Source organism: Nocardia lijiangensis NBRC 108240 (genome assembly GCF_001613045.1).
Classification (GTDB): domain Bacteria; phylum Actinomycetota; class Actinomycetes; order Mycobacteriales; family Mycobacteriaceae; genus Nocardia; species Nocardia lijiangensis.
This window is the reverse complement of the sequence record NZ_BDBP01000094.1, coordinates 19,659-40,760: the sequence shown is the minus strand read 5'-3', so window position 1 is coordinate 40,760 and position 21,102 is coordinate 19,659. Positions and strand designations below refer to the sequence as shown.

19 protein-coding genes are annotated in these 21,102 nt (G+C 66.8%); 13 read left to right on the top strand and 6 right to left on the bottom strand.

From position 1 onward, the window contains the following. The first annotated feature begins 829 nt into the window (after positions 1 to 829). Complete coding sequence (locus NL1_RS38295; protein ID WP_067845983.1) at positions 830 to 1,198, top strand: SpoIIAA family protein; 369 nt, start codon at positions 830 to 832, stop codon at positions 1,196 to 1,198. Between the two features lie 339 nt (positions 1,199 to 1,537). Beyond that, positions 1,538 to 2,242 (top strand): DUF5995 family protein, encoded by a 705-nt coding sequence (locus NL1_RS29300; RefSeq protein WP_067845974.1) that lies wholly within the window; start codon positions 1,538 to 1,540, stop codon positions 2,240 to 2,242. 251 nt (positions 2,243 to 2,493) lie between these two features. Here the strand turns inward: NL1_RS29300 and NL1_RS29295 are convergent, their stop codons facing one another. After that, positions 2,494 to 2,847, bottom strand: a complete 354-nt coding sequence (locus tag NL1_RS29295; RefSeq protein ID WP_067845971.1) for a helix-turn-helix domain-containing protein — start codon at positions 2,845 to 2,847, stop codon at positions 2,494 to 2,496. Between the two features lie 291 nt (positions 2,848 to 3,138). Here NL1_RS29295 and NL1_RS29290 point away from each other — a divergent pair, with 291 nt between their 5' ends. Continuing rightward, positions 3,139 to 3,426, top strand: a complete 288-nt coding sequence (locus tag NL1_RS29290; RefSeq protein WP_156095111.1) for a hypothetical protein — start codon at positions 3,139 to 3,141, stop codon at positions 3,424 to 3,426. A 117-nt stretch (positions 3,427 to 3,543) separates the two neighbouring features. Here the strand turns inward: NL1_RS29290 and NL1_RS29285 are convergent, their stop codons facing one another. Then, the gene (locus NL1_RS29285; RefSeq protein ID WP_067845965.1) at positions 3,544 to 3,870 is read right to left on the bottom strand and encodes a GYD domain-containing protein; all 327 of its coding nucleotides are present in this window, start codon (positions 3,868 to 3,870) and stop codon (positions 3,544 to 3,546) included. Between the two features lie 418 nt (positions 3,871 to 4,288). Here NL1_RS29285 and NL1_RS29280 point away from each other — a divergent pair, with 418 nt between their 5' ends. The 8 genes from NL1_RS29280 to NL1_RS29245 all read left to right on the top strand — a co-directional run bounded on the left by NL1_RS29280 (position 4,289) and on the right by NL1_RS29245 (position 14,067). After that, on the top strand, positions 4,289 to 4,681 hold the full coding sequence (locus NL1_RS29280) for an SHOCT domain-containing protein (protein WP_245673635.1): 393 nt from the start codon (positions 4,289 to 4,291) through the stop codon (positions 4,679 to 4,681). Positions 4,682 to 4,776: 95 nt separating this feature from the next. After that, positions 4,777 to 6,615: a glycoside hydrolase family 15 protein gene (locus NL1_RS29275; protein WP_067845959.1), complete on the top strand. Its 1,839-nt coding sequence runs from the start codon at positions 4,777 to 4,779 to the stop codon at positions 6,613 to 6,615. A 13-nt stretch (positions 6,616 to 6,628) separates the two neighbouring features. Then, a complete protein-coding gene (locus tag NL1_RS29270; protein ID WP_067845957.1) occupies positions 6,629 to 8,011 on the top strand; it encodes an MFS transporter in 1,383 nt (460 codons plus the stop codon). A gap of 4 nt (positions 8,012 to 8,015) precedes the next feature. Further along, positions 8,016 to 8,552 carry a hypothetical protein gene (locus NL1_RS29265; RefSeq protein ID WP_067845954.1) on the top strand — a complete coding sequence of 179 codons (537 nt, stop codon included), beginning with the start codon at positions 8,016 to 8,018 and terminating at the stop codon, positions 8,550 to 8,552. A 111-nt stretch (positions 8,553 to 8,663) separates the two neighbouring features. After that, the gene (locus NL1_RS29260) at positions 8,664 to 9,482 is read left to right on the top strand and encodes a class II glutamine amidotransferase (RefSeq protein ID WP_067845951.1); all 819 of its coding nucleotides are present in this window, start codon (positions 8,664 to 8,666) and stop codon (positions 9,480 to 9,482) included. Between the two features lie 358 nt (positions 9,483 to 9,840). After that, positions 9,841 to 10,245 carry a DUF7144 family membrane protein gene (locus NL1_RS29255; RefSeq protein WP_067845948.1) on the top strand — a complete coding sequence of 135 codons (405 nt, stop codon included), beginning with the start codon at positions 9,841 to 9,843 and terminating at the stop codon, positions 10,243 to 10,245. Positions 10,246 to 10,331: 86 nt separating this feature from the next. Continuing rightward, entirely contained in the window at positions 10,332 to 11,228 is an 897-nt protein-coding gene (gene ppk2 / locus NL1_RS29250) for a polyphosphate kinase 2 (protein WP_067845944.1), read from the top strand. Between the two features lie 31 nt (positions 11,229 to 11,259). Beyond that, complete coding sequence (locus tag NL1_RS29245; protein WP_067845941.1) at positions 11,260 to 14,067, top strand: cation-translocating P-type ATPase; 2,808 nt, start codon at positions 11,260 to 11,262, stop codon at positions 14,065 to 14,067. Between the two features lie 51 nt (positions 14,068 to 14,118). On the opposite strand, the gene NL1_RS29240 is transcribed toward NL1_RS29245, so the two are convergent. Together NL1_RS29240 and NL1_RS29235 are read right to left on the bottom strand one after the other, a co-directional pair. Then, positions 14,119 to 15,558, bottom strand: a complete 1,440-nt coding sequence (locus NL1_RS29240) for a DUF1254 domain-containing protein (protein WP_067845939.1) — start codon at positions 15,556 to 15,558, stop codon at positions 14,119 to 14,121. Positions 15,559 to 15,839: 281 nt separating this feature from the next. Next, on the bottom strand, positions 15,840 to 17,261 hold the full coding sequence (locus tag NL1_RS29235; protein ID WP_067845936.1) for a hypothetical protein: 1,422 nt from the start codon (positions 17,259 to 17,261) through the stop codon (positions 15,840 to 15,842). A 296-nt stretch (positions 17,262 to 17,557) separates the two neighbouring features. Here NL1_RS29235 and NL1_RS29230 point away from each other — a divergent pair, with 296 nt between their 5' ends. Further along, positions 17,558 to 18,010: a DUF6325 family protein gene (locus tag NL1_RS29230; protein ID WP_067845933.1), complete on the top strand. Its 453-nt coding sequence runs from the start codon at positions 17,558 to 17,560 to the stop codon at positions 18,008 to 18,010. A gap of 17 nt (positions 18,011 to 18,027) precedes the next feature. Beyond that, positions 18,028 to 18,309, top strand: coding sequence for an SHOCT domain-containing protein (locus tag NL1_RS29225; protein ID WP_067845930.1), 282 nt, complete (start codon positions 18,028 to 18,030; stop codon positions 18,307 to 18,309). A 157-nt stretch (positions 18,310 to 18,466) separates the two neighbouring features. Here NL1_RS29225 and NL1_RS29220 read toward each other — a convergent pair whose 3' ends face one another. Next, the gene (locus tag NL1_RS29220) at positions 18,467 to 19,729 is read right to left on the bottom strand and encodes a glycosyltransferase (protein ID WP_084511094.1); all 1,263 of its coding nucleotides are present in this window, start codon (positions 19,727 to 19,729) and stop codon (positions 18,467 to 18,469) included. Between the two features lie 15 nt (positions 19,730 to 19,744). Continuing rightward, complete coding sequence (locus NL1_RS29215; RefSeq protein WP_067845928.1) at positions 19,745 to 21,034, bottom strand: glycosyltransferase; 1,290 nt, start codon at positions 21,032 to 21,034, stop codon at positions 19,745 to 19,747. Positions 21,035 to 21,102 lie beyond the last annotated feature (68 nt).

The window sequence follows — 21,102 nt, the reverse complement described above, 5'->3', positions numbered from 1 at the left end:
CCATGCGCGGATTCGGTGTGTACTACTGCGCCGCACCCGCACCGCGATTCTTCAAAGCGAGCCTCGGCGAGGCGGGACAACGGGACTTGCCACGGGAGTCAGCCGATTCGAAGCTCGCACTACGAAGACACGCCCGGGCGTCGAAAACGATGTCGGGCATGTCGAAGTGGTGAGCCTCGACTGCCTCGCGAGTGTTACCGCGCTGGTAGGCGCGTCGCGGATCCGAACAAGCGGCGCAAATGCGACACGCCGAATGGGCCTCGTGTCACGTCCGATTCGTGTCGGATGACACCTTTTCGCCTCTCCGCCCGATAAGGTCGGAGCGGCCCGAGAACGTGGCGGCGTTCCCGCGGCTTACGGGGAAGTGGTCCGTCCTCCCGTTTCGACCTCGGGAGGACGGACCATTTGTCGTCGTGGGACAGGGTGTTTGGCGTGCGGCCGGAATCGATGACCAACAAGTCGGCGTTCCACGCCCCACTCCCCTACGGTGAGCTACCGCCGATCGCAACGAATCCGCTTGACCGGAGATATCTTTCGCCATCCGCCGACGAGTCGTACCACCTCATGAGAATCGCCGGTGTCGGCAATCGGCGCCGATCGTGCTCGTGCCCGCAGCCGTGCGGTGGACAGCGCATGCTTCACTGAGCTTCGGCAGGGGCGACTTACCAACCCGAGCCCGGACAGACACGTCACAGCGATCGCAGTGCAAGCGGACCAGTACGGCGCCGAATTGGTCGGCTTCGGCAAAGAGTTGGACACTCGACGTACATCGTGCGCATTTCGAATGAGCACCTGCGATCGATTCGGTGAGAGTGCTACGGTCGTGGTCATGCTGAAACCGATCGGAGGATTGCCGGACGGCGTCATCGGGTTCGAAGCAACAGGACGTCTCGAGGCATCCGACTACGAAGAAATACTGATGCCCGCCGTGCGGGAAGTTTTGGAGCACGGCAAAGAAATCCGAATCGTCTTGGTATTCGAACGATTCGAAGGCATGTCACCCGAAGCGGCGTGGGAGGACATGAAGCTCGGAATCGAGCACCTCACGCGCTGGAAACGGATCGCACTGGTCACCGACCTCGACTGGATGATCACCGTCACCTCGCTGTTCGTATGGATGACACCGGGAGAATTCAAACGCTTCCCCGTCGCGAAGCGAGACGAAGCGATCGCTTGGGTGGCAGCGGCCGACCGTTGAGCTCGGATCGAGAGAACACCGTCCCCCAATTTTCGAACTCGTGTTCACCCGGGCCGCGTACTCCGGCATCGGGCGCACCCGTCCGTCGACGGGAGAGAAATCTCAATCTCCGGTGAGCGAGTTGGCTTGCCAGTATATTTGGGAAGTACGTGAATCCGTCCGTCGTATGGGGGCGATGGTTCGATGCGGACACGCGGAAACCAATGATCTCCGCTCGATAAGAGCCGCAAGTCTCGCAGCTGCGAAATCGACACTGCACCAGTGGGTTTACGAGTGCTTTCGATACAGCATCCACACAATGTCGCTGACGGTCGAAACGATCCTGCGGAGGAGGACACCATGAAGACCACTCAGATTCCCGGTCCCGTCGAAGAGGTCGTCCGGCGGATGCGCGCCATCAAGGACGAACTCGATCCGCGAGACGGAGTCGCGAGCTTCAACAACATGTACCTGCGCGTCACCGAATTGGTGGGACAGCAGATCACCGGAGGATTCTTCAAGGACAACGACTTCGTCGAACGCCTCGACGTGATCTTCGCGCGGCTGTACTTCGACGCGGTCGACGCCGCCAAGCTCGGCAAGCGGCCCAACCCGGTCTGGCGACCGGTCTTCGATGCGCGTTCCAACCGCACCGTGTGGCCGTTGCAGTTCGCACTGGCGGGCATGAACGCCCATATCAACCACGATTTGGCGGTCGCGGTGGTGGAAACCTGCAAGGAGCGGGGCACCACGCCCGACACCAAGCCGGTGCACGACGACTACCTCAGGGTCAACGAGCTACTGGCCAAGATCGAGGCGGAGGTCCGGGCGGAATACGAGCCCGCGCTGCTGAAGCTCGCCACCAAGGACGCCGAAACGCTCGAGCACATCCTGAGCAGTTTCAGTATCGCCCGCGCCCGCGACACCGCCTGGGCCACCACGCAGATGCTCTGGGCACAGCGCAACAACAGCGTGCTTCTCGGAATGACGAAGCGAACCCTCGAGGACACCGTCGCCACCGCGGGCCGGATGCTCGTCACCCCGGTCGTTCCGCCGCCGAAGTGACGATCGGACGACCACTCCGCCCAGCCCGGCGCCGACTCCGGTGATCACCGCCACCGGACGGCGCGGGCTGGGCGATGCCGATTCGACGTCGAGCAGACACTGCGGACACCGGAGTTCTCGATAACCAACCGCGGCACATGGGTTTTCACCGAACGCAACGACAGCTGGTGGGTCTGTTCGGTCCACAACGCCAACGTCGCGGGTGCAGCGGGACAACCCGGTGGCCGACGCTGATCACTGGTGAATTGCGTTCACGGCAGGCAGCCGGTGCCGGGAGCCATGGATGTGTGTCGATCGTTCTGCCGGATGGTGATGTGCCCGGTGGTGGGCAGCATCAGGCGATAGTCTTCGTCGGAGTCGGTGCACACATGCTCGGCGGTGCGGTAATAGGTTACGGCGTCGGCCTCCCATCCGATCATCTGGTAGCTGGCGGTCCGGCGCCGCACCGAGCGTCCGTGGAAGTCGCGTTGGTGGGGAAATACGGAGCTCAAGCGTGCGCGCTGGTGTGACTGCACGAGTTCGGCCCAGTAGTCCGCGCGCTCGTGCCGGGCGACGTGGTGTGTCGTCGTGGATTCGAAGGAGTCGACTCCGTCCGTTGTCGGCATCAATCTCCCTACACCCTCCCTGCACCGTGATCTGTCACCTATGAGCACGCCGCGTACCGATCCGGCGCCGGTCGGCTACATACCCGCTACGCGTCGCGGCAAACTCCCGGCGCTGCGCTCGGAGAAAACTCTCGTGCGCTCACAGGCAATTGCGGGCGGCGCATCACTTCTACCGTTGTCGTCTTGGCACGACACCGCCAAACGAGAGAGGCAAGCATCGGCACGTGCAATCGCAGAGCAAGCTGGTGTCTGGTTCAGCGTGCCGGTTATCGAAAGGTCATGATGCACAAGATGAGCAAGCTGTTGGCTGGAGTTGTTCTTGCCGCCGCCTCGGTCGGAGTCGGCGTCGCCACCGCCGCCCCCGCCTCCGCTGAACGGGGTGAGACCGGCTGTTTCACGTACTCGTACGACAAGGGCTGGTCGACTACGACGGTCTACTACCACAACCGTTGCGGGGCAATGCGTAAGCTCGCCATCTACCACCCCGACTGCGACAAAGATGTGGTCTACGTCGATGCCGAGTCGAAGGGCAACTACGTAGCCAGCTGCGAGGACATCACTTACGTCATCGAGGAGTGACCGTCCCGGCCTGAATAACACTGCGCCACGGCGTATTCGAGGCCCAGCCGCGTTGTGGGGCGCGGTTGCCGACCGGAGGGGAGGTGCGGCGGCAACCGCGCCTGCCTCCCGTTGGGGTCAGGAAGCCTCGACCGGAGGCCGATAGGTAACGTCCCGCGCGACGGCTTCGTCGACCTGCTCGGGGGTCAGCAGCGTCACGGTGTGCGATATCGCCGCACCGGAGGCCGCGGTCCGGATGGCGAGCGCCGCGGCCGAAACCTCGTCCGGGGCATCGCCGATCACGAACAGATCGTCCTCACCGAAAGCGAAATAGCAGGCGTCCACATGGCCGCCCACGCTCTCGACCATTTCCGTGATGGCCGCTCGGCGGGCGCTGCCGCCCTGCGCCAGCACACCGCGAGCCCCCTCCTCGGAGTAGCTGACTCGCCACAGATACTTGGGCATTTCCTGACTCCTCCTTCTCGGGGAACACACAGGTCGCGATCGACCATACGGTCTCGGCGACCCCCGGGCGGCGCTGCGCGAGCAGCGTCGTAGCAATGATGCGGCACCGTGACCGTCGGCCGTTTCGCCCGGAGCATCCCGCCGCAGTGAAATGAACAGGTTTCGCTGTTCCCGAGTGTTTGCTACTGTGCTGACACGAGGTTGGATGGGCTGGCAGGTACCAGACCAAGCCCTAACGGTTGCGGTTGCTGAGAGTTGACGTATCCGCGAGGTTCGCCGGATATCATCGGTGAACGGATGTGCGCGTAGGCGATGCGAGGCGGGCTGAATCAGCGGTGAATCGTCCGACTCCGACGCCGACGGGCGACGCCCGGTCGGTCGGGAAGAGGAGATACCCACTCGGAGGAGGTTCACCATGTTGGATTCGTTCTGGGACCTGTTGTGGTACACGATCATCGTGTTCGCCTTCGTGGCGTACTTGATCGTGCTTTTCCAGATCTTGGTCGATCTGTTCCGCGACCACACCGTCTCCGGCTTCGGCAAGACCCTGTGGGTGATCGCGTTGATACTGCTGCCATACATCTCCGCGTTCATCTACCTGATCGTCCGCGGACGAGGTATGGCCGAGCGGTCTCGGCAGATGCAACTCGAAGCCAAGCAGAGCACCGACGAGTACATCCGCCAGGTAGCCGGGAAGTCCCCCGCCGAACAGATCACCGAGGCGAAGTCGTTGCAGGACTCCGGGGTGATCACCGCGGAGGAGTTCGAACAACTCAAGGCGCGGGCGCTGGGGCAATCACCCACCGCGTAAAGCGGTGACGGCGAACGCCAACCGCAGCGCATGGAGACCGGCGCGGTGTCCACCCCGAGAGCGGCGGCACCAGCGCCGGGGATGAAGGAGCGCTCGTGAACGCCTACCCACCGATCGCCGAGCACGGCATCGTCGGCGACCTGCAAACCGTGGCTCTGGTGTCCTCTGCGGGCACGATCGACTGGTGGTGCACGCCGAGGTTCGATTCGCCGAGCATCTTCGCTTCGCTGTTGGACAGTGAGCGTGGCGGTTTCTGCCGGCTGGCCGTGGACACCGCGGAAGCGTCGGTGCGCCAGCTGTACATGCCGGATACGGCCATTCTCGTCACCCGATTCCTGGGGCCGGACGGGGTCGGCGAGGTCGGTGACTTCATGGATCCGATCCGGGGTTCCGAGCCCACCGACCGGCATCGGCTGGTGCGGGTGGCCAGGGTGGTGCGAGGGCGGCTGTCGTTCACCCTCACCTGCCGTCCGCGATTCGACTACGGTCGCGCCACCCACACCATCGAACGGCTCGACCACGGAGCGGTGGTCTTCCACGGCCCGGGCACCGATCTGCACCTGCAGGCCACCGACCCGGTGACGCTGACCGGCGAAGGTGGTGACATCACGGCGCACTTCACCCTCTCCGAAGGCGAGACGGCCGTGGTGACGCTGACCAGCATGGCAAGTGGCGGACCGGCGCCCGAGCCGCCGACGCGCGACGAGGTCACCGCCGACTTCGAACGGTGCCGGAACTTCTGGCAGTCCTGGCTGCGCTCGTCCACCTACCAGGGCCGCTGGCGGGACATGGTCAATCGCTCCGCGATCACATTGAAACTGCTCACCTACGCGCCGACCGGGGCGCCGATCGCCGCGGCCACCATGGGGCTGCCGGAGCAGGTGGGCGGTGAGCGCAACTGGGACTACCGCTACACCTGGATCCGGGACGCCGCCCTGTCGGTGCGGGCGCTGATCGACTTGGGCTTCACCGAGGAGGCGTATGCGTTCCGCCGTTGGCTGCGTGAGCGTCTCGACGCCGGCGGCACCGCCTCGGGCGAGCCGCTCCAGATCATGTACCGGATCGATGGCGACCCGCTGCTGGAGGAGGAGGTGCTCGCCCACTTCGAGGGCTACCGGGGGTCGGCGCCGGTCCGAGTCGGCAATGCGGCGGCGGATCAGATCCAGCTCGACATCTACGGCGAGGCCGCCGACGCGCTGGCGCAGGCCCCCGACATCGGCAGCATCGGCGGATGGCGATCGTTCACGAAACTGATCGACTGGCTGGTCGACAATTGGGACCGGCCCGACGAGGGCATCTGGGAAACCCGGGGCGGCCGACAGGAATTCACCTACAGCCGCCTGATGACCTGGGTGGCGTTCGATCGCGCTGTTCGCTTGGCCACCAAATACTCGCGCCCCGGCGACGTGGCGCGGTGGACGCGCGCGCGGGATGCGGTGTTCACGCAGATCGTCGATCGCGGCTGGAGCACGAAACGCCAGGCGTTCGTGCAGCACTACGCCACCGACGTGCTGGATGCGTCGCTGCTGCTGATGCCCCGCATGGGATTTCTGTCGCCGATGGACCCGGCGTGGCTGAGCACCCTGGACGCCATGGACCAGGAGCTGGTCAGCGACAGCCTGGTCTACCGGTACGACCCGGAGGCGTCCCCGGACGGTCTGCGCGGGGTCGAGGGCACCTTCAACCTGTGCAGCTTCTTGTACGTGGAAGCGCTGGCCCGCGCGGGTCGTCTCACGCAGGCGCGGTACGCCTTCGACAAGATGCTCACCTACGCCAACCACGTCGGGCTGTTCGCCGAAGAGATCGGCCCCTCCGGTGAGCAACTCGGCAACTTCCCGCAGGCGTTCACGCACCTGGCGCTGGTGGCGGCCGCGATGGCCCTCGACGAGCAGCTCGACCGCGCCGAGGCACGGCCGGATTCGACGTCCGGATAGATCGCCGCCGACGATGGCCGACACAGGTGTCTCCAGCCCACCGCGCGCGGTGCTCGTTCCGCTGGCGCTCGCGCAGTTCATCTGCAGCTTCGCCGGTTCGAACATGAACGTGATGATCAACGACATCAGCGCCGATCTGAACACCACCGTGCAGGGGGTGCAGATCGTCATCACGACCTTTCTGTTGGTCATGGCCGCGTTGATGATCCCCGGCGGCAAGCTGACCGACCGATACGGGCGCAAACGCTGTTTCATCCTGGGCTTGATCGTGTACGGCATCGGCGCCGTGCTGAGCGCGATCGCGCCAGGACTCGGCGTGCTGATCCTGGGCAACTCGATCCTGGAAGGCGTCGGCACGGCGATGCTGATCCCGCCGGTCTACATCCTGACAACCCTGTTGTTCACCGACACGACGTCGCGCGCACGGGCATTCGGCGTCATCATGGCGATGGGCGGAATCGGCGCCGCGGCGGGACCCCTGCTCGGCGGACTCATCACCTCGGGCCTCGGCTGGCGCGCGGCCTTCGTCTTCCAGGCGCTGGTGGTCGCGGTGATCGTGCTCCTCAGCCTGCGCATCACCGATCCGGTGCCCGCGGACCCGACAAAGGAGATCGACATTCCGGGTGCCGTGCTGTCGGCGATCGGCCTGGTTCTGCTCGTCATGGGAATCCTGGCTGCCGACAACGACATTCGGCTGATGATCACCCTGCTCGTGGCGGGCGCTGCGGTCCTGGCGTGGTTCTTCCTGTGGATTCGCGCGAAGGAGCGAGCCGGGGGCGAGCCGCTGATCTCGCTGAGCCTGTTCCGTAACCGCACCTCGAACCTCGGCCTGGTCACCCAGAACCTCCAGTGGCTGTTGCTGATGGGGACGTCGTTCGTGGTCGCGGCGTATCTGCAGGTGGTGCGGGGATACAACGCGATCGAGACCGGCGTGATCTTCACCGCGGCCACCCTGGGTCTGCTCGTGTCGTCGCTGGCCGCCGCGCGACTGGCACGACGGCGCGCCCAGCGCACGCTGATCATGGCCGGTTTCCTCATCACCGTTGTCGGCATCGTCGTGCTGATCGCGCTGACCGGCCGTTCCGAGAACCTCTGGGCTTTCGTTCCGGGATTGCTGCTGATCGGAGTCGGATTGGGCGTGATGCTGACCCCGGCGGTCAATATCGTTCAGTCCAGTTTCAGCGAAGACCAACAGGGCGAGATCTCCGGCTTGTCGCGCAGCGTGTCGAATCTCGGCTCCTCGCTCGGCACCGCCATCGCGGGCACCATCCTGGCCGCCGGGCTGACCGGCCACGCCTACGCCGCCGCGATGATCACGCTGGCCGCCCTGGGTGTCGCCGGATTGCTCGCCGCGGCACTGCTGCCCCGGCGCGCCGACCTCGTTCACCCCGCGTGATCCCATGGGCCTCGACACGCACGCACTGTTGCACGGCCCGCTGTTCTCACGCAGCAGGCCATTGGACCGCGGCAATGCGGCGAGCCGCATCAGCGCCTACATCTACGGCAATGTCCTGGTTCTGGCGGCGCTGGTGCCGATCGTCACGGCGGACGATTACATCGGAATTCTGGTTGTCCTCGGTACCGCCCTGTCCACGTTCGTCGCGCACGCCTTCGCCGAGGCCGTCGGACACACGGTGCGGGAAGGAAGTGCGCCGACGAGGTCGGAAGAGGTGCACGAATTGCGCAACTCCATCCCCATTCTCAGTTCCGCGGTGCTGCCGTGCGCGATTCTCGCCACCGGGTGGCTAGGGTGGCTGGAGCCGAGGACCGCGCAGGTCCTCGCGGAACTCGCTGTGCTGATCCGCATCGGGGGCATCGTGTTCGTCATCGGCAGGCTGAAAGGCGAGCGCCCGACGCGAGCGTCCGTGCTCGGCGCCGTCCTGCTGACAGCGGCCGCCGCGACCGTCGTGATCGTCAAGGTCGTACTCACCCACTGAGGCGGGTCGACACCGTGCGCGGAATCGCCGTGCGTGTCGGCCGCTCAGCGGAATGCGAGTTTCGATCCGAGTCTTCCACCGGTCTGCTTCAATCGATATATGTGCAGGTGGATGGCTTACTCGGGGAATCCGATCTTGGCCGAGGACCTGCTGTTCCGGCCGGTGCATTCGTTGATCGACCAGAGCATGCACTCCCAGCTCGGGGCGACGACCACGAACGGAGACGGTTTCGGGATCGGCTGGTACGGCGAGGGGACGCAACCGGCGGTCTTCAAGAACATCGAGCCCGCATGGAACGACCAGAACCTGCGCGAGCTCGCGAGCGCCGTGCGGACGCCGCTGTTCTTCGCGCACGTGCGCGCGTCGACCGGGACCGCCGTGCAGCGCAGCAACTGCCACCCCTTCCGGCACGACCGGTGGTTGTGGATGCACAACGGAGCGCTCCGCGGTTTCCGTGCGATGAAACGGGATCTGATGACCGCGGTCGAGCCCGCCCTGTTCACCGATATCGAGGGGTCCACGGACTCCGAACTCCTGTTCTTCCTCGCGCTGACCTTCGGCCTGCCCGACGACCCGTTCGGCGCGGTCGCCCGCGCCGTCGGCTTCGTCGAAGACGTAGGCCGCGCGCACGATGTGGCCGCCCCCGCGCAGATGACCGTCGCCACCACCGACGGCGAATCGATGTGGTTCTTCCGGTACTCCAGCGAACGGCAGACGCGGACGTTGTTCTACTCGACCGAGGTGTCGAAGGTGCGGGAGTTGCACCCCGAGGTCGAGGCGCTCGGCCTGCTCAGCGAGGAGGCTCGGTTCGTGGTCTCCGAGCCGCTGCGCGACCTCTCGGGGGCATGGAACGAAGTCCCTGAGTCCTCGGCGGGTGTGGTCCGTCCCGGTCACGACGAAATCCGGCCCTTCCAACCGATCTCGCCGTAGTACGGCGCCGAAGGCCGGAGGAACGCTCGGCGACAATCATTCGACCATGACAACAAGGTCGCTGGAGATATGCTGACCGAGTGAGACGAGTGCCGTCACCGGTGCCGGCGACCGCGATGCGGGCGTCACGTCTCGCTGGCTTTCGGACGTCGAAGACGGCTTCGGACTCGGCGACGGACCCTGTACGTCCCTGCCGCCGACAGCCGTTCTCCTGCGTCGATCCACCGCTTTTCTCGATGCACGGCTCCGTCCAGCCGTCGCCGCAGCCCGTCGGCGTGCCCGTTGGGCCCCACCAGAGTTCGGGTGACGAGGCGATGGATCGATCGAATTCGTCATGAACGATTAGAGGTGACTCGCGATGTCAGCAACTGGTCAGCATTCAACACAGCAGGCGGTGGCGGCCGGGGCGTCGATCGGCGCCGCGATCCTGCTGATGGCCGTCGGCATTCTCTCGATCTTCGAGGGAATCTCCGCCATCGCCAAGGACGACATTCTCGTGACCGGACCCAACTACGCCTATCAGCTCAACACCACCGGCTGGGGTTGGATCCATCTGATTCTCGGGATTCTGCTGGTGCTCGCCGCAGCCGGGCTGATGACCGGAGCCATGTGGGCGCGCATTCTCGCGGTCTTCCTCGCGGCGCTGTCCATCCTGGCGAACTTCCTGTGGCTGCCCTACTACCCCTGGTGGTCGATCGTGGTCATCGCCTTGAATGTCGTCGTGATCTGGGCCGTGACGACCTGGGAGCCCGAGCGCATCTGATCCGGGCCCGCGCACCGAGGCCGGTTGCGCGGTAGGGGCGATCGCGTTGTCGCCGTTCGAGTATCCGACGAGTCTGGGGAACCGCCATGGGAAGGAAAGCCGGACACCACAAATCCGCGGGCAAGAAGGGCGGGGCCGGGAAGCGCGCGCCCGGTGAACGGTCCACCGCGTCGGGCGAGCTGCTCGAGCCCTCCGCCGCACCGCCGCCGTCGCGGATGACGAACAAGGAGTACGCCCATCATCTGGCGCGGTTGCACGCCGAACTCGTCGCGTTGCAGTCGTGGGTGAAGACGTCCGGAGCGCGGATCTGCGTCCTGTTCGAAGGGCGCGACACCGCCGGGAAAGGCGGTGTCATCAAGGCGATCACCGAGCGGGTCAGCCCGCGGGTGTTCCGGGTGGTCGCGCTGCCCGCGCCGACCGACCGCGAGAAGTCGCAGATGTACGTGCAGCGGTACCTGCCCCATCTCCCCGCGGCCGGAGAGGTCGTCATCTTCGATCGCAGCTGGTACAACCGCGCCGGCGTCGAACGTGTGATGGGATTCTGCACCGAGCAGGAGGCACAACGCTTCCTGGAGGTCATCCCGACGGTCGAACGGGTGATCGTCGACTCCGGCGTCCTCCTGCTGAAGTACTGGCTGGAGGTGAGCGAAGAGCAGCAGACGTTGCGGCTGCAGAGCCGGATCGACGATCCCCGGAAATTCTGGAAGCTGTCCGATCTGGACCTGCAGTCCTACAGCCGCTGGTACGACTACTCGCGCGCGCGTGACGAGATGTTCCACTTCACCGACACCGGCTGGGCGCCGTGGTTCATCGCGAACAACGACGACAAGAAGCGCGGGCGGCTCAACATCATCAGCCACCTGCTGAGCTGCATCCCCTACGAACACCCGGAGCATCCGAAGATCACGCTGCCGGAGCGGCAACGACCCGACGGCTATCTGCCACCGACGCAGCCACTGCATTGGATCCCGACCCCCTTCTGAGAGTCCCGGTCCCGGAAAGGACGAGCGGCCAATGGCAACCACGGACTCAGCGCCGAGCCCGGCGCACCGGGCCGACGCCGCGGACGCGCGACCGGCCTGGTACGCGCAGGACGCGGCCGCCGTGCTGTCCGCCCTCGCCTCGAATCAGCAGTCCGGTCTGACGGCCGCCGCGGTCGCGGAACGCCGCGAACGCTACGGGCCCAACGAGATCGCCTCCGAGCCCGCGCCGTCGGTCTGGACGATCGCGCTGTCGCAGCTGAAGGATCCGATGAATCTCATGCTGGTGGCGGTGGCCGTGGTCAGCGTGATCATCGGCGAGATACCGACCGCGATCGTCGTCGGCGTGCTGGTCGGGCTCAATGTCGTGCTGGGCACCCAGCAGGAAGTCAAGGCGCGCGCCAGCGTGGACGCCTTGGCCAAGATGCAGACGCCGCAGGCGCGGGTGATTCGCGACGGATCGCTGACCCAGCTCGACGCCACCGAACTCGTGCCTGGCGACATCGTCGAACTCGAAGCGGGCGACATCGTTCCGGCGGACGGACGACTGCTGACGTCGGCGACCCTCGAGACACAGGAAGCGGCGCTGACGGGAGAGAGCGCACCCGTCGCCAAGGACGCCAAGCCGCTCGGCAGCACCGACGTCCCCCTCGGTGACCGCAGCAATATGGCCTTCCAGAACACCTCGGTCACCCGCGGTACCGCGGGCATGGTGGTCACCGAGACCGGCTTGGACACCGAGATGGGCCGGATCGCATCGATGCTCTCGGCCGTCGCGCCGAGCAAGTCTCCGCTGCAACGGGAACTGGGCTCGCTGACCAAAGTGCTCGGCATAATCGCTTGGACCGCGGTGGCGATCATCGTGATCATCGGGGTGATCCGCGGACAGAGCGTCACGACACTGCTGTTGCTGGGAATCTCGATGGGCGTGTCCGCGATTCCGACCGGTTTGCCCACGTTCGTGCAGGCGATGCTGGCCTACGGCGCCCGCCAGCTGGCCGACGCCAAGGCCGTCGTCAAGAACCTCACCGATGTCGAGACACTCGGCGCCACGAGCGCGATCAACTCCGACAAGACCGGCACGCTGACGATGAACCAGATGACGGTGCGGTCGCTGTACTTCCACGGCAGGCAGTACGTCGTCGGGGGCCAGGGCTACGACAAGTCGGGGAAGATCACGCACACCGCGGGCGAGGCCATCCCGGACTTCACGCTGCTGGCCTACGGGCTGTGCCTCGACAGCGACGCCACCGTCTCCGACGCCGGGGAGGTCGTCGGCGATCCGACCGAGGCCGCGCTGGTGGTACTCGCGGCCAAGATGGGCGTCGACGCCCCGCTCACGCGGCGAACGTATCCCCGTGTCGCCGAGGTGCCGTTCGATTCGGCGTACAAGTTCATGGCCACGTTCCACCACCTCGAGGTCGACGAGATCACCCGGTTCGTCGAACTGGTCAAGGGCGGACCCGATGTGGTCCTGGACCGGTGCGCGACCGCGTACCGGCCGGGGCGTCATGCGGTGCCGATCGACGACATGCGCGAGGAGATCACGGCCGCGAACCGCGCCATGTCCGAGAAGGGCTTGCGCGTCCTGGCATTCGCGGCACGCGTGCTCGACGGGCGGGAGGAAGCCGTCGCGGCCGAGCCGATGGCGTTCGTCGAGGACCTCACGTTCGTCGGGATGGTCGGCATCATCGACCCGCTGCGGCCTCAGGCGATCGACGCGGTGCGCACGGCTCACGAAGCAGGCATCGATGTCCGGATGATCACCGGCGACCACGCGATCACCGCGTCCGCGATCGGCGCCGAACTCGGGCTGGGACCGGGCGCGATCGGCGGCGCCGAACTCCAGGCCATGTCCGATCAGGAGCTGGCGGCGGCCCTGCCGAACCTGCATGTGTTCGGGCGCGTCACCCCGCAGGACAAACTGCGCCTTGCCGACATCATGCAGCGCGGCGGCGCGGTGGTGGCCATGACCGGCGACGCCGTCAACGACGCCGCCGCGCTGAAGAAGGCCGACATCGGGGTGGCCATGGGATCGGGCAGCGAGGTCACCAAACAGGCGGGCAAGATGGTGCTCACCGACGACAACTTCGGGACCCTGATCACCGCGATCCGGTTGGGCCGCAGCATCTACGACAAGATCGTGTCCTACATCCGCTATCAGATGTCCAAGCTGTTCTCGCTGGTGCTGCTGTTCCTGGTCGCGAGCATCTTCAACATCAACGACGGTGTCGCTTTGACTCCGCTGATGGTGCTTTTCCAGCACTTCTTCATCACCCTGTTCCCGGTCGCGGTGATCATGCTCGATCCGCCGCCGCCGAACCTGATGAACAAGCCGCCCCGCGACCCCGCGATGCCGATCGCCAACCGGAATTCGTTCCTGCAGTGGCTGGCCTACGGTGTGCTGCAGTTCGCCGTCACGCTCGCCGCGATGCTGCTCGCGCCCGGCGAGATGAGCACCACTACCGCGAACGTCCCGATGACCATGGCCTTCGTCGTGCTGTCGTTCAGCTCCATCCTGAGCGGCCTCGTCATGCGACGGGACCCCGAATCCGGCCTGACGCCACCGATTCTCGGCGCGCTCCGGATCTTGTCGATCCCGACGATCGTCACGGTGTTCGCCGTGGAGATCGGGTTTCTCCAAGACCTGCTCATGACGACGTCGCTGACGGGCAGTCAGTGGCTCGCCTGCCTCGGCTGGTCGCTGATCGTCCCGGTCGTCATCGAAGCCGAGAGCGCGGTCCGTCGCGCGCGCCGACGCAGCACCACGCCGCCCGCGCGCATCCCCGTCGGTGCGGCGGTCGGCCCGCGACGCGCCCACGTGCCCGCGGTCGGACGCTGACCGCGGACGCGGGAGAGTGCGACCTTCGCCCGATGCCGCCGAAATCCGTTGTCAGTCGATCTGTTCGAGCTTCGGCATCCGCCAGGTGCCGTCCACCGCTTCGGATTTCGGGGCGTAGAGGCGCATGGTGAGGGAGAACGCTCCGGTGGCGGGGATCGGCAGCCAATTGCCCTGCGGTACACCGGTGCCGGGATCGTCGCTTTGCACAGCCAGCTGGACCGAGCCGTCCGCGCCAGGCACGACCGCGGTCTGATGCCCGAGGGCATAGATCCCCGCCGGGTTGTCCACGAAGTGGCTGTCCGCGTCGTAGGCCGTCAGCGACCAGAATGCGTTCACCGGCGGCAATTGCCCTGCGGCGAAACGGATTCGGAATCGACGCGACACGCCGTCGTCGTCGGCGACAGCGTGCACCGTCGGGTAGATGGCGTCCTTGGCGAGATTGGCGCCGAGCCCTTGCATGGCCACGATCGCGCGAAGGTCGTAGTCGGTGCCGTAGGCGCCGATGCTCGGATCGAAGTTCCAGCCGTTCAGGTCCTCGGCGTTCGGGTTGCGGTAGGCCGGGATTCGCTTCTTCGCCTCGGCGGCGGCGGCATTCAGCACGTCGGCCGGGACATCGGTGGGGCTCGCGCCGGGGACGATGCCGATGGTGGCGAACCGCCGCATGGCGTCGGCGTCCGCGGGGGCGGCGGGATTGAGCGCCATGACCTTGCCCATCCGGTCGAAGAAGGTGGGCCCGTCCATCTCGGCGACGATCCCGGCGGGATAGGCCGCAGCGGCGGGTTCCGCGCCGGGATCACCGTGCGCGGCGTTCGGGTCTTCCACCCATTCGCTCAGCGGCACCAGCTCCAGCTGCCGTTGCAGCTCGCGGACCCGGTCGACGTCGGCGGCGCCGTCGAATTGGAGCCTGCCGATCAGCCAGGCGGTGCCGGTGGGCACGGCCAGCTGAGTCACGCCATCGGGTAGCGGCCCCGACCAGCCGGGCCCGGTGACGGCGTAGGTGAACGGTGGCGCGGCCGAGCCCGGCGTCACCTGCGGATCGAGGCTACTGGGATCGTGCACGGTGTTGGACCACGCGTCCATGATCTGCATGAGCCAGTACCGGGCCGGCTCCATCGCGGGCACTCGCAGGATCATCGGTTCGGTGCGGACGTCCAGCCACGCCTGCGAGTAGAGCGTGTCCAGGTTGAGGCGCACCACCTGTTCGTTCTCCGGTGTCGGCGGGTCGCCGTGCTGGAAGCGGTTGGCCGGTGCGCCGTTCTCCCTGGTGACGTCCATGAGGACCAGCGGGTAGCCGAAGACGTAGGCGTCGGTGGCGATGGACATCGCGTCCGCGTCCGCAGCGCCCACGGACGGCGCCGTCGCGCCGCCGTCTTCGGAGTCACCGCACGCGGCCATCGCGACGATCGGGACGGCAGCAAGCCCCAGGCCGAGAGCGGACCTGCGCGATAGTGCGGCAAACTCGCGATGTTCGCGACTCTTCCCGAAGTTCATGAAAACGCCCCTTCTCCGATGCGGGGTGACGCCCTAACGCGGTACCCACTGCCTGGCCGTTCCCGAGATTCGAGGAGAGACTATCGGGAAAATAACTCCAGCCAGTGAGATTTCCGTACAACGAACCGGCATCGAAGAGTTGACTAGCAACCCATTGGCAACATTCTGGCGTGGCGCATCGGCGACGACCGCTCGTAGACACGGTGACGATCGACGATGACACCGGCGACGAGGGCCGGGTTCTCCAGCGATGGTGGCGCGCGCCAGATCCAGCGCGGGGATCAGGCACCGGCTGGGGCCGCGGTTCCGGCGTCGTCCTTCGTCTCTGGCGGAGCCTCCTCCGGCCGCCCGCGGGCGGGACGGATCAGGATTTCCAGCGCGAGGAGTGCCAGCAGCACGCCGAGCACGATCCACACCACCACCAGTCCGGTGGGGTAACGCCAGAAGATCAGCAGGAGCGCGGCGAGGCCGACGATCGCCCATCGCAGCACGATGCGCGCTCGGAACGCCCATGCCTCCACCGGGTTCGGCGGGCGCGAACGCCGGAGCTGCTGCACCGCGTCCATGCCGTGCCCGAATCCGCGGCGGACCGCCACGGCCGAGCCCGCACCCCCGGTGAGGTAGGCGGCGAGCGCGATCACGATGCCGAGCACGGCGACCCCGCGCAGCGCGGTCCGCAGCGGCACCAGCATCGTGTCGATGATGACGGTCGCCGCGTCCGGTGACAGCACGTCGGGAGGAATCCGGTTCAGATACACCGCGCGTCCGATGATCAGCGCGATCGCCAGGATCAGCATGCCCACCGCCAGCGCGACTCCGACCGCGACCAAGGCGCGGCGCCGGCGGCCCGCGGGCGCTATGGCGATCGCCGACACCGCGGCCACGATCGTCACCCAAGGCAGCACATTCGCCGCCTTGTCGAGGAAGTCGACCGCCCGCTGCGCGCGGACCAGCTCCGGGGAACGGAACAAGACGAACTGCTTGTCGACCGGCGGGATCTTCTCGGCGATGGTGAAGCCGCGGTCGATGAGCCGGGCCTTCACGTTCTGCAGCACCGTGCCCAGCGAGAGGGTGACCGTGCCGTTCTCGTCGACCGCCACCGAAGCCGGTCCGACCTGCCCGGTCACCACCGACACGAGCATGCCGTGAGCTTTGCGGTTGGCTTGCAGCCACAGGTCCTCGAACTGATCACTGCGCACGAACGACAGCACGGTGTCGTTGACGAAGCCGCGCGCCTCCAGGGTGATCACCGGCGCCAGCCCTTCGACCGCGCGATCCAGCCGCGGCCGGTTCTCTGTCACCTGGACCGCCTCGGTCAGCGCGGCCAGCGCGTCCGCGGTCAGCCCCTCGATGTCGACGCGCGCGAAGATCTCGTCGGTGATCGCGTCCGCGATCTCGTTCTGCAGCACCGGGTCCGAACCCAGCGGCGCCACGGTGGTCAGATACCGATCGGTGTCGAGGATCTCGCCCCGCACGTATCGCGACACCACCGTCGTGATCGAGAGGACGGCGACCAGCACCGTCAGCACCGCCACCGCCGTCCACCGCCACGTATGCCGTGGCGGCTGAGGAACCGGCGGCTGCGCCCCGCCGCGAGCCTCGGCGCGCAGCGCGGCGACTTCGGCGCGCAGCCTCGCGAGCTCGGCGCGTTCATCGGTACTCAGCGCATCGCCGGGCAGATCCTCGGGTGTATTCGAATCCATCGGGTATCCCTCACTCCAGAAAAGGATTCGGGCTGTGCGACGACACCGGAATTCGCCGACATCGGCCCTCCCTTCAGGGGCTGAACCGATCCACATCACGTCGAACAAAGGGTGCGGCCGTGCGGGCCCATCCCTGATTGCAGATTTTCGCGACTACTGCCGAGCACCGGCGTACGCTATGACCAAGGCTAACACCGGCGATGCCGGTAGAGCGTAGATTTCCGGAACAGCGCTACCGTCGCGCAAATCCATGCCGCGGCGGTCCGTCTCTTTCTCGTCACGGAAAGAGGGATGCAGTGACCGATACCGATTTCGACATGATCGGCCCCGTCGACTATCTCGTCATCGAATTTCCTCCGGATCGACCTCCGGACGGTTCGGCATTACCCCTGTTGCGCGACCTCGTCGAGCGCGGCATCGTCCGAGTGCTGGATCTGGCGTTCGTCCGTAAAGACGTCGACGGTTCTCTTTCCGGAATCGACATCGCCGATATGGGATTCGAAGGGGAGATCGACATCACCCTGTTCGCGGAGGCGGGATCGGGCCTGCTCGACGACGCCGATCGCAGCGAAGCCGGTGCGGCGCTCGAACCGGGACGGTCGGCCGCGATCCTGGTCTACGAGAACACCTGGGCGGCGCCTTTCGCGGCCGCGTTGCGTCACAACGGCGCCGAACTCGTGGCCGCCGGACGCATCCCGGTGCAGAGCATCTTGGATTCCCTCGATGCGATCGAGTCGGAAAGTTCTTAGAAGACAAGGAGAGCGTCATGCCCGGACTGCTGCGCGGCGTCGCCCGCACCGCCATGGTCGCCGGAACCGCGACCGCCGTCTCCAACCGCGTTTCCCGACGCCAGGGAGAGCGCTGGGCGGCGCAGGAGCAGGCACAGTACGCCCAGCAGGCGCAGTACGCGGCACCGCAGCAGGCACCCGCCGGCGGTGCTGGCACGGACCGGATCACCGCGTTGAAAGAACTCGGCGAGCTCCGAGCGCAGGGTGTGCTGACCGACGCCGAGTTCGAAGCCGAGAAGGCCAGGATTCTCGCATCCTGAAGTTCTCCCCCTCGTCATCGAAGCCAGTCGACGTGCAGGGCGTTGGGGCCGCGCAGGAGTGCCGGCTGACAAAGCGGCACGCCGCCCGGCGAGTTGCTGATCGGACCGCTGCGCTCGGCGGTCACCCGCTCGGAGCGCGAGCACTACCTCGTGGCCGTCATCGCTGCGGCCTGCCGCCCCGCCGAACTCTGACCGCTCCCCCGCCGGTCTCCGGGGCGGCGAGCGCTTCGGCGTAGACCGCCAGGATCGCGGTGATGTGCCGCGATTGGCGCGGTTCGTCGGCGTGCGCCGCGAGCGCGCCGCGCATGGTGTGCAGGCGAGCCGGGTTGCGCGCGAGGTCTTTCAGCACGGCGGCCAGCGATCGCACCGACCGGTCGGGGGCGCGGACGCCGCCCTCGGCGGGCACGGTTTCGGAGAGTTCGGGATCGCAGTACACGACGGGCAGACCCATCGCCATCGCCTCCAGCAGCACCATGCCCTGGGTATCGCAGTCGGAGGTGAGCAGCAGTACGTCGTGGGTGCGCATGGCGCGCAGGCAGTCGGCCTGACCGACCTCGCCGTGCAGGCGCACGCGACGGCCGAGATCCGGCTCGGCGACCGCCGCGCGGGCCCGATCGGCCAGTGGACCGCTGCCGTAGACGTCCAGCGTGCACTCTTCGACCAAGCGGACCACCTCGATTGCCTCGAGCGGACGTTTCTCGGCCGAGAGGCGACCGCACCACAGTGCCCGCAGGGGTGTGTCCGCGTTCGCCGTCGCGCCGTCCTCGGCGCGGACGCGGTCGAGCAGTGCGTCGTCGATTCCGTTGGACACCACGTGAATCGGCCGGTCCACGCCGTGGTCGGCCACGCGGCGGGCGAAGTGCCGGGTCGGCACGATCACCCGATCGGCAGCCTGGGCCTGTGCGACCAGTGGACGCCAGGCGAGCCGGGCGACGCGGCCGTCACCGTCGAACACCGGTCGTCCGCGCAACGGCACGAACCACCCGTGCGCCCACCGCATGATCAACGCGGACAGGTACGGCGCGGGCGAGTACTGCTCGATGACCGTGTCGTCGCGGCTCTGCATGGTCTGGACGATCGGGATGCCGTGCCTGCGTGCGGCGCGTGCGCCGGAGATCCCGCACCCGTAGGTCGTCAGCGCGTGCACGATGTCGATCGGGCCGCGTTCGGCGAACGCGGCATCGATCCTGCGTTGATTGGCCCGGGTCGGAAGGACGACCGGCAGCCCGTTCGACATCGCGAACGACAGCGCGCCCAGCACCACCGTATCGGCGTCCGAGGACACGGAACCCGGTGCGGGAGGACAGAATACGGTCACCCGATGACCGAGCCGCCGCAGGCCGTCGCACAGCGACCGCATCGCGGTTTGGACACCGCCCAGGGTGGCCGGGTGGAAATCGGTGAAGAGCGCGACGTGCACGGAATCGACCCCGGCTCAGGCCGACGCCGAGACGACCAGGCGTTCCACCGCGTCCGCCGTGGCGCTGACCCCGTTCTCGGCGGAGACGATGCGGCCGAGCTCCTTCGCCCGCTGGCTCGCCTCGGGTGTCAACGCCTGGACCAGCGCATCGTGCAGCCGGTCCTCGGTCAGGGACGGATACGGGAAGTCGGCCCCGATGCCGAGCGACGCGATCCGCCAGCCGTAGAAGAACTGGTCGCTGTGCACGCCGATCACCACCGCGGGCAGGCCCGCGCGCAGTACATCGTGGGTATTGCCGCTGCCGCCGTGGTGCACGACCGCGCGGCACCGCGGCAGGACGCGGTCGTAGTCGAACGAATCCAGAACGAACAACTTCCCGTCGTATCCGATGCCGCGGGGAAATCCCTCCCCGCGCACGGTCACCAGGGCGCGGGCCCCCAGCCTGCGGCACACGGCGGCGATCAGCTCGCAGCAACCGGCGGGATCGAGGATTGGCATGCCGGTCATGCAGAAGTAGATCGGCGGCTCACCCTCGTCGAGCCATGCGGCCAGCGCCGGATCGACCACCGCCTCACCCCAAGCCTCGCGCTGCCGCGCGGGCATGATCGGCGCGCCGACAACGGTCGAACGGTCCGGCCAGTCGGCCGGTTTCGGCAACAACACCGGACTCACCATGTGCACCAGCGGAATACCGTCCTCGCGCATGCGCCGGAACGGATTCCGCGGCTTGCCGGGCAATTCCATCATCGCGCGCACCCGCCGATCCACCCGGCGATAGGCCACGCCGTACGCCATTTCGAAGGCCGAGTAGCTGGCCAGCCGCAGCCACCGCGACGAGATCATGTGCTTGACCATGAACGAGGACGGGAACTCCGCGGTGCGCTCCAACGGATACGGCAGACAGCCCACCACGGTCTGCCCGGTCTTCTCCGCGCGCTCCATCGCCCAGGGCAGGGTCGAGGCGCACGACACGATCACCTCGGCCGATTCGCACGCGCCGCTGAGCGCCTCGTGCATCCGCTCCCCGCGCTCGCCCGCCATGATCTTGACCGTGTCCAGCATGATCCGGACGAACGGCAGCGTCTTGCCGGAGGAGAGCGCGCGTTTGGCGGCGGGCGATTCCAGCAGTTCCGCGGAGTTGAACGGGATGACGTGCGGCTCGAATCCCGAGCGCCGCACCACCTCGGCGTAGTTCTCGGTGGCGGTCATCTCGACATCGTGCCCGCGCGAACGCAATTCGTCGGCCAGTGCCAGATACGGCTGGTGATCGCCCCGGGTTCCCGCCGTCAACAACGCGATACGCATACTCTCGACTTCCGTTCGTGATCTGCTGTCATTACATCCGCCTGCGGGATCGGTCCGGCCGCTGGAGC

Bases quoted from the DNA above. Each gene is read 5' to 3' on its own strand.
- ppk2 (WP_067845944.1), top strand. From the start codon at position 10,332: ATGGGAAGGAAAGCCGGACACCACAAATCCGCGGGCAAGAAGGGCGGG.
- NL1_RS29285 (WP_067845965.1), bottom strand. From the start codon at position 3,870: ATGCCCAAGTATCTGTGGCGAGTCAGCTACTCCGAGGAGGGGGCTCGC.
- NL1_RS29240 (WP_067845939.1), bottom strand. From the start codon at position 15,558: ATGAACTTCGGGAAGAGTCGCGAACATCGCGAGTTTGCCGCACTATCG.
- NL1_RS29215 (WP_067845928.1), bottom strand. From the start codon at position 21,034: ATGCGTATCGCGTTGTTGACGGCGGGAACCCGGGGCGATCACCAGCCG.
- NL1_RS29290 (WP_156095111.1), top strand. From the start codon at position 3,139: ATGAGCAAGCTGTTGGCTGGAGTTGTTCTTGCCGCCGCCTCGGTCGGA.
- NL1_RS29245 (WP_067845941.1), top strand. From the start codon at position 11,260: ATGGCAACCACGGACTCAGCGCCGAGCCCGGCGCACCGGGCCGACGCC.
- NL1_RS29255 (WP_067845948.1), top strand. From the start codon at position 9,841: ATGTCAGCAACTGGTCAGCATTCAACACAGCAGGCGGTGGCGGCCGGG.
- NL1_RS29265 (WP_067845954.1), top strand. From the start codon at position 8,016: ATGGGCCTCGACACGCACGCACTGTTGCACGGCCCGCTGTTCTCACGC.
- NL1_RS29260 (WP_067845951.1), top strand. From the start codon at position 8,664: ATGGCTTACTCGGGGAATCCGATCTTGGCCGAGGACCTGCTGTTCCGG.
- NL1_RS38295 (WP_067845983.1), top strand. From the start codon at position 830: ATGCTGAAACCGATCGGAGGATTGCCGGACGGCGTCATCGGGTTCGAA.
- NL1_RS29270 (WP_067845957.1), top strand. From the start codon at position 6,629: ATGGCCGACACAGGTGTCTCCAGCCCACCGCGCGCGGTGCTCGTTCCG.
- NL1_RS29225 (WP_067845930.1), top strand. From the start codon at position 18,028: ATGCCCGGACTGCTGCGCGGCGTCGCCCGCACCGCCATGGTCGCCGGA.
- NL1_RS29235 (WP_067845936.1), bottom strand. From the start codon at position 17,261: ATGGATTCGAATACACCCGAGGATCTGCCCGGCGATGCGCTGAGTACC.
- NL1_RS29295 (WP_067845971.1), bottom strand. From the start codon at position 2,847: ATGCCGACAACGGACGGAGTCGACTCCTTCGAATCCACGACGACACAC.
- NL1_RS29300 (WP_067845974.1), top strand. From the start codon at position 1,538: ATGAAGACCACTCAGATTCCCGGTCCCGTCGAAGAGGTCGTCCGGCGG.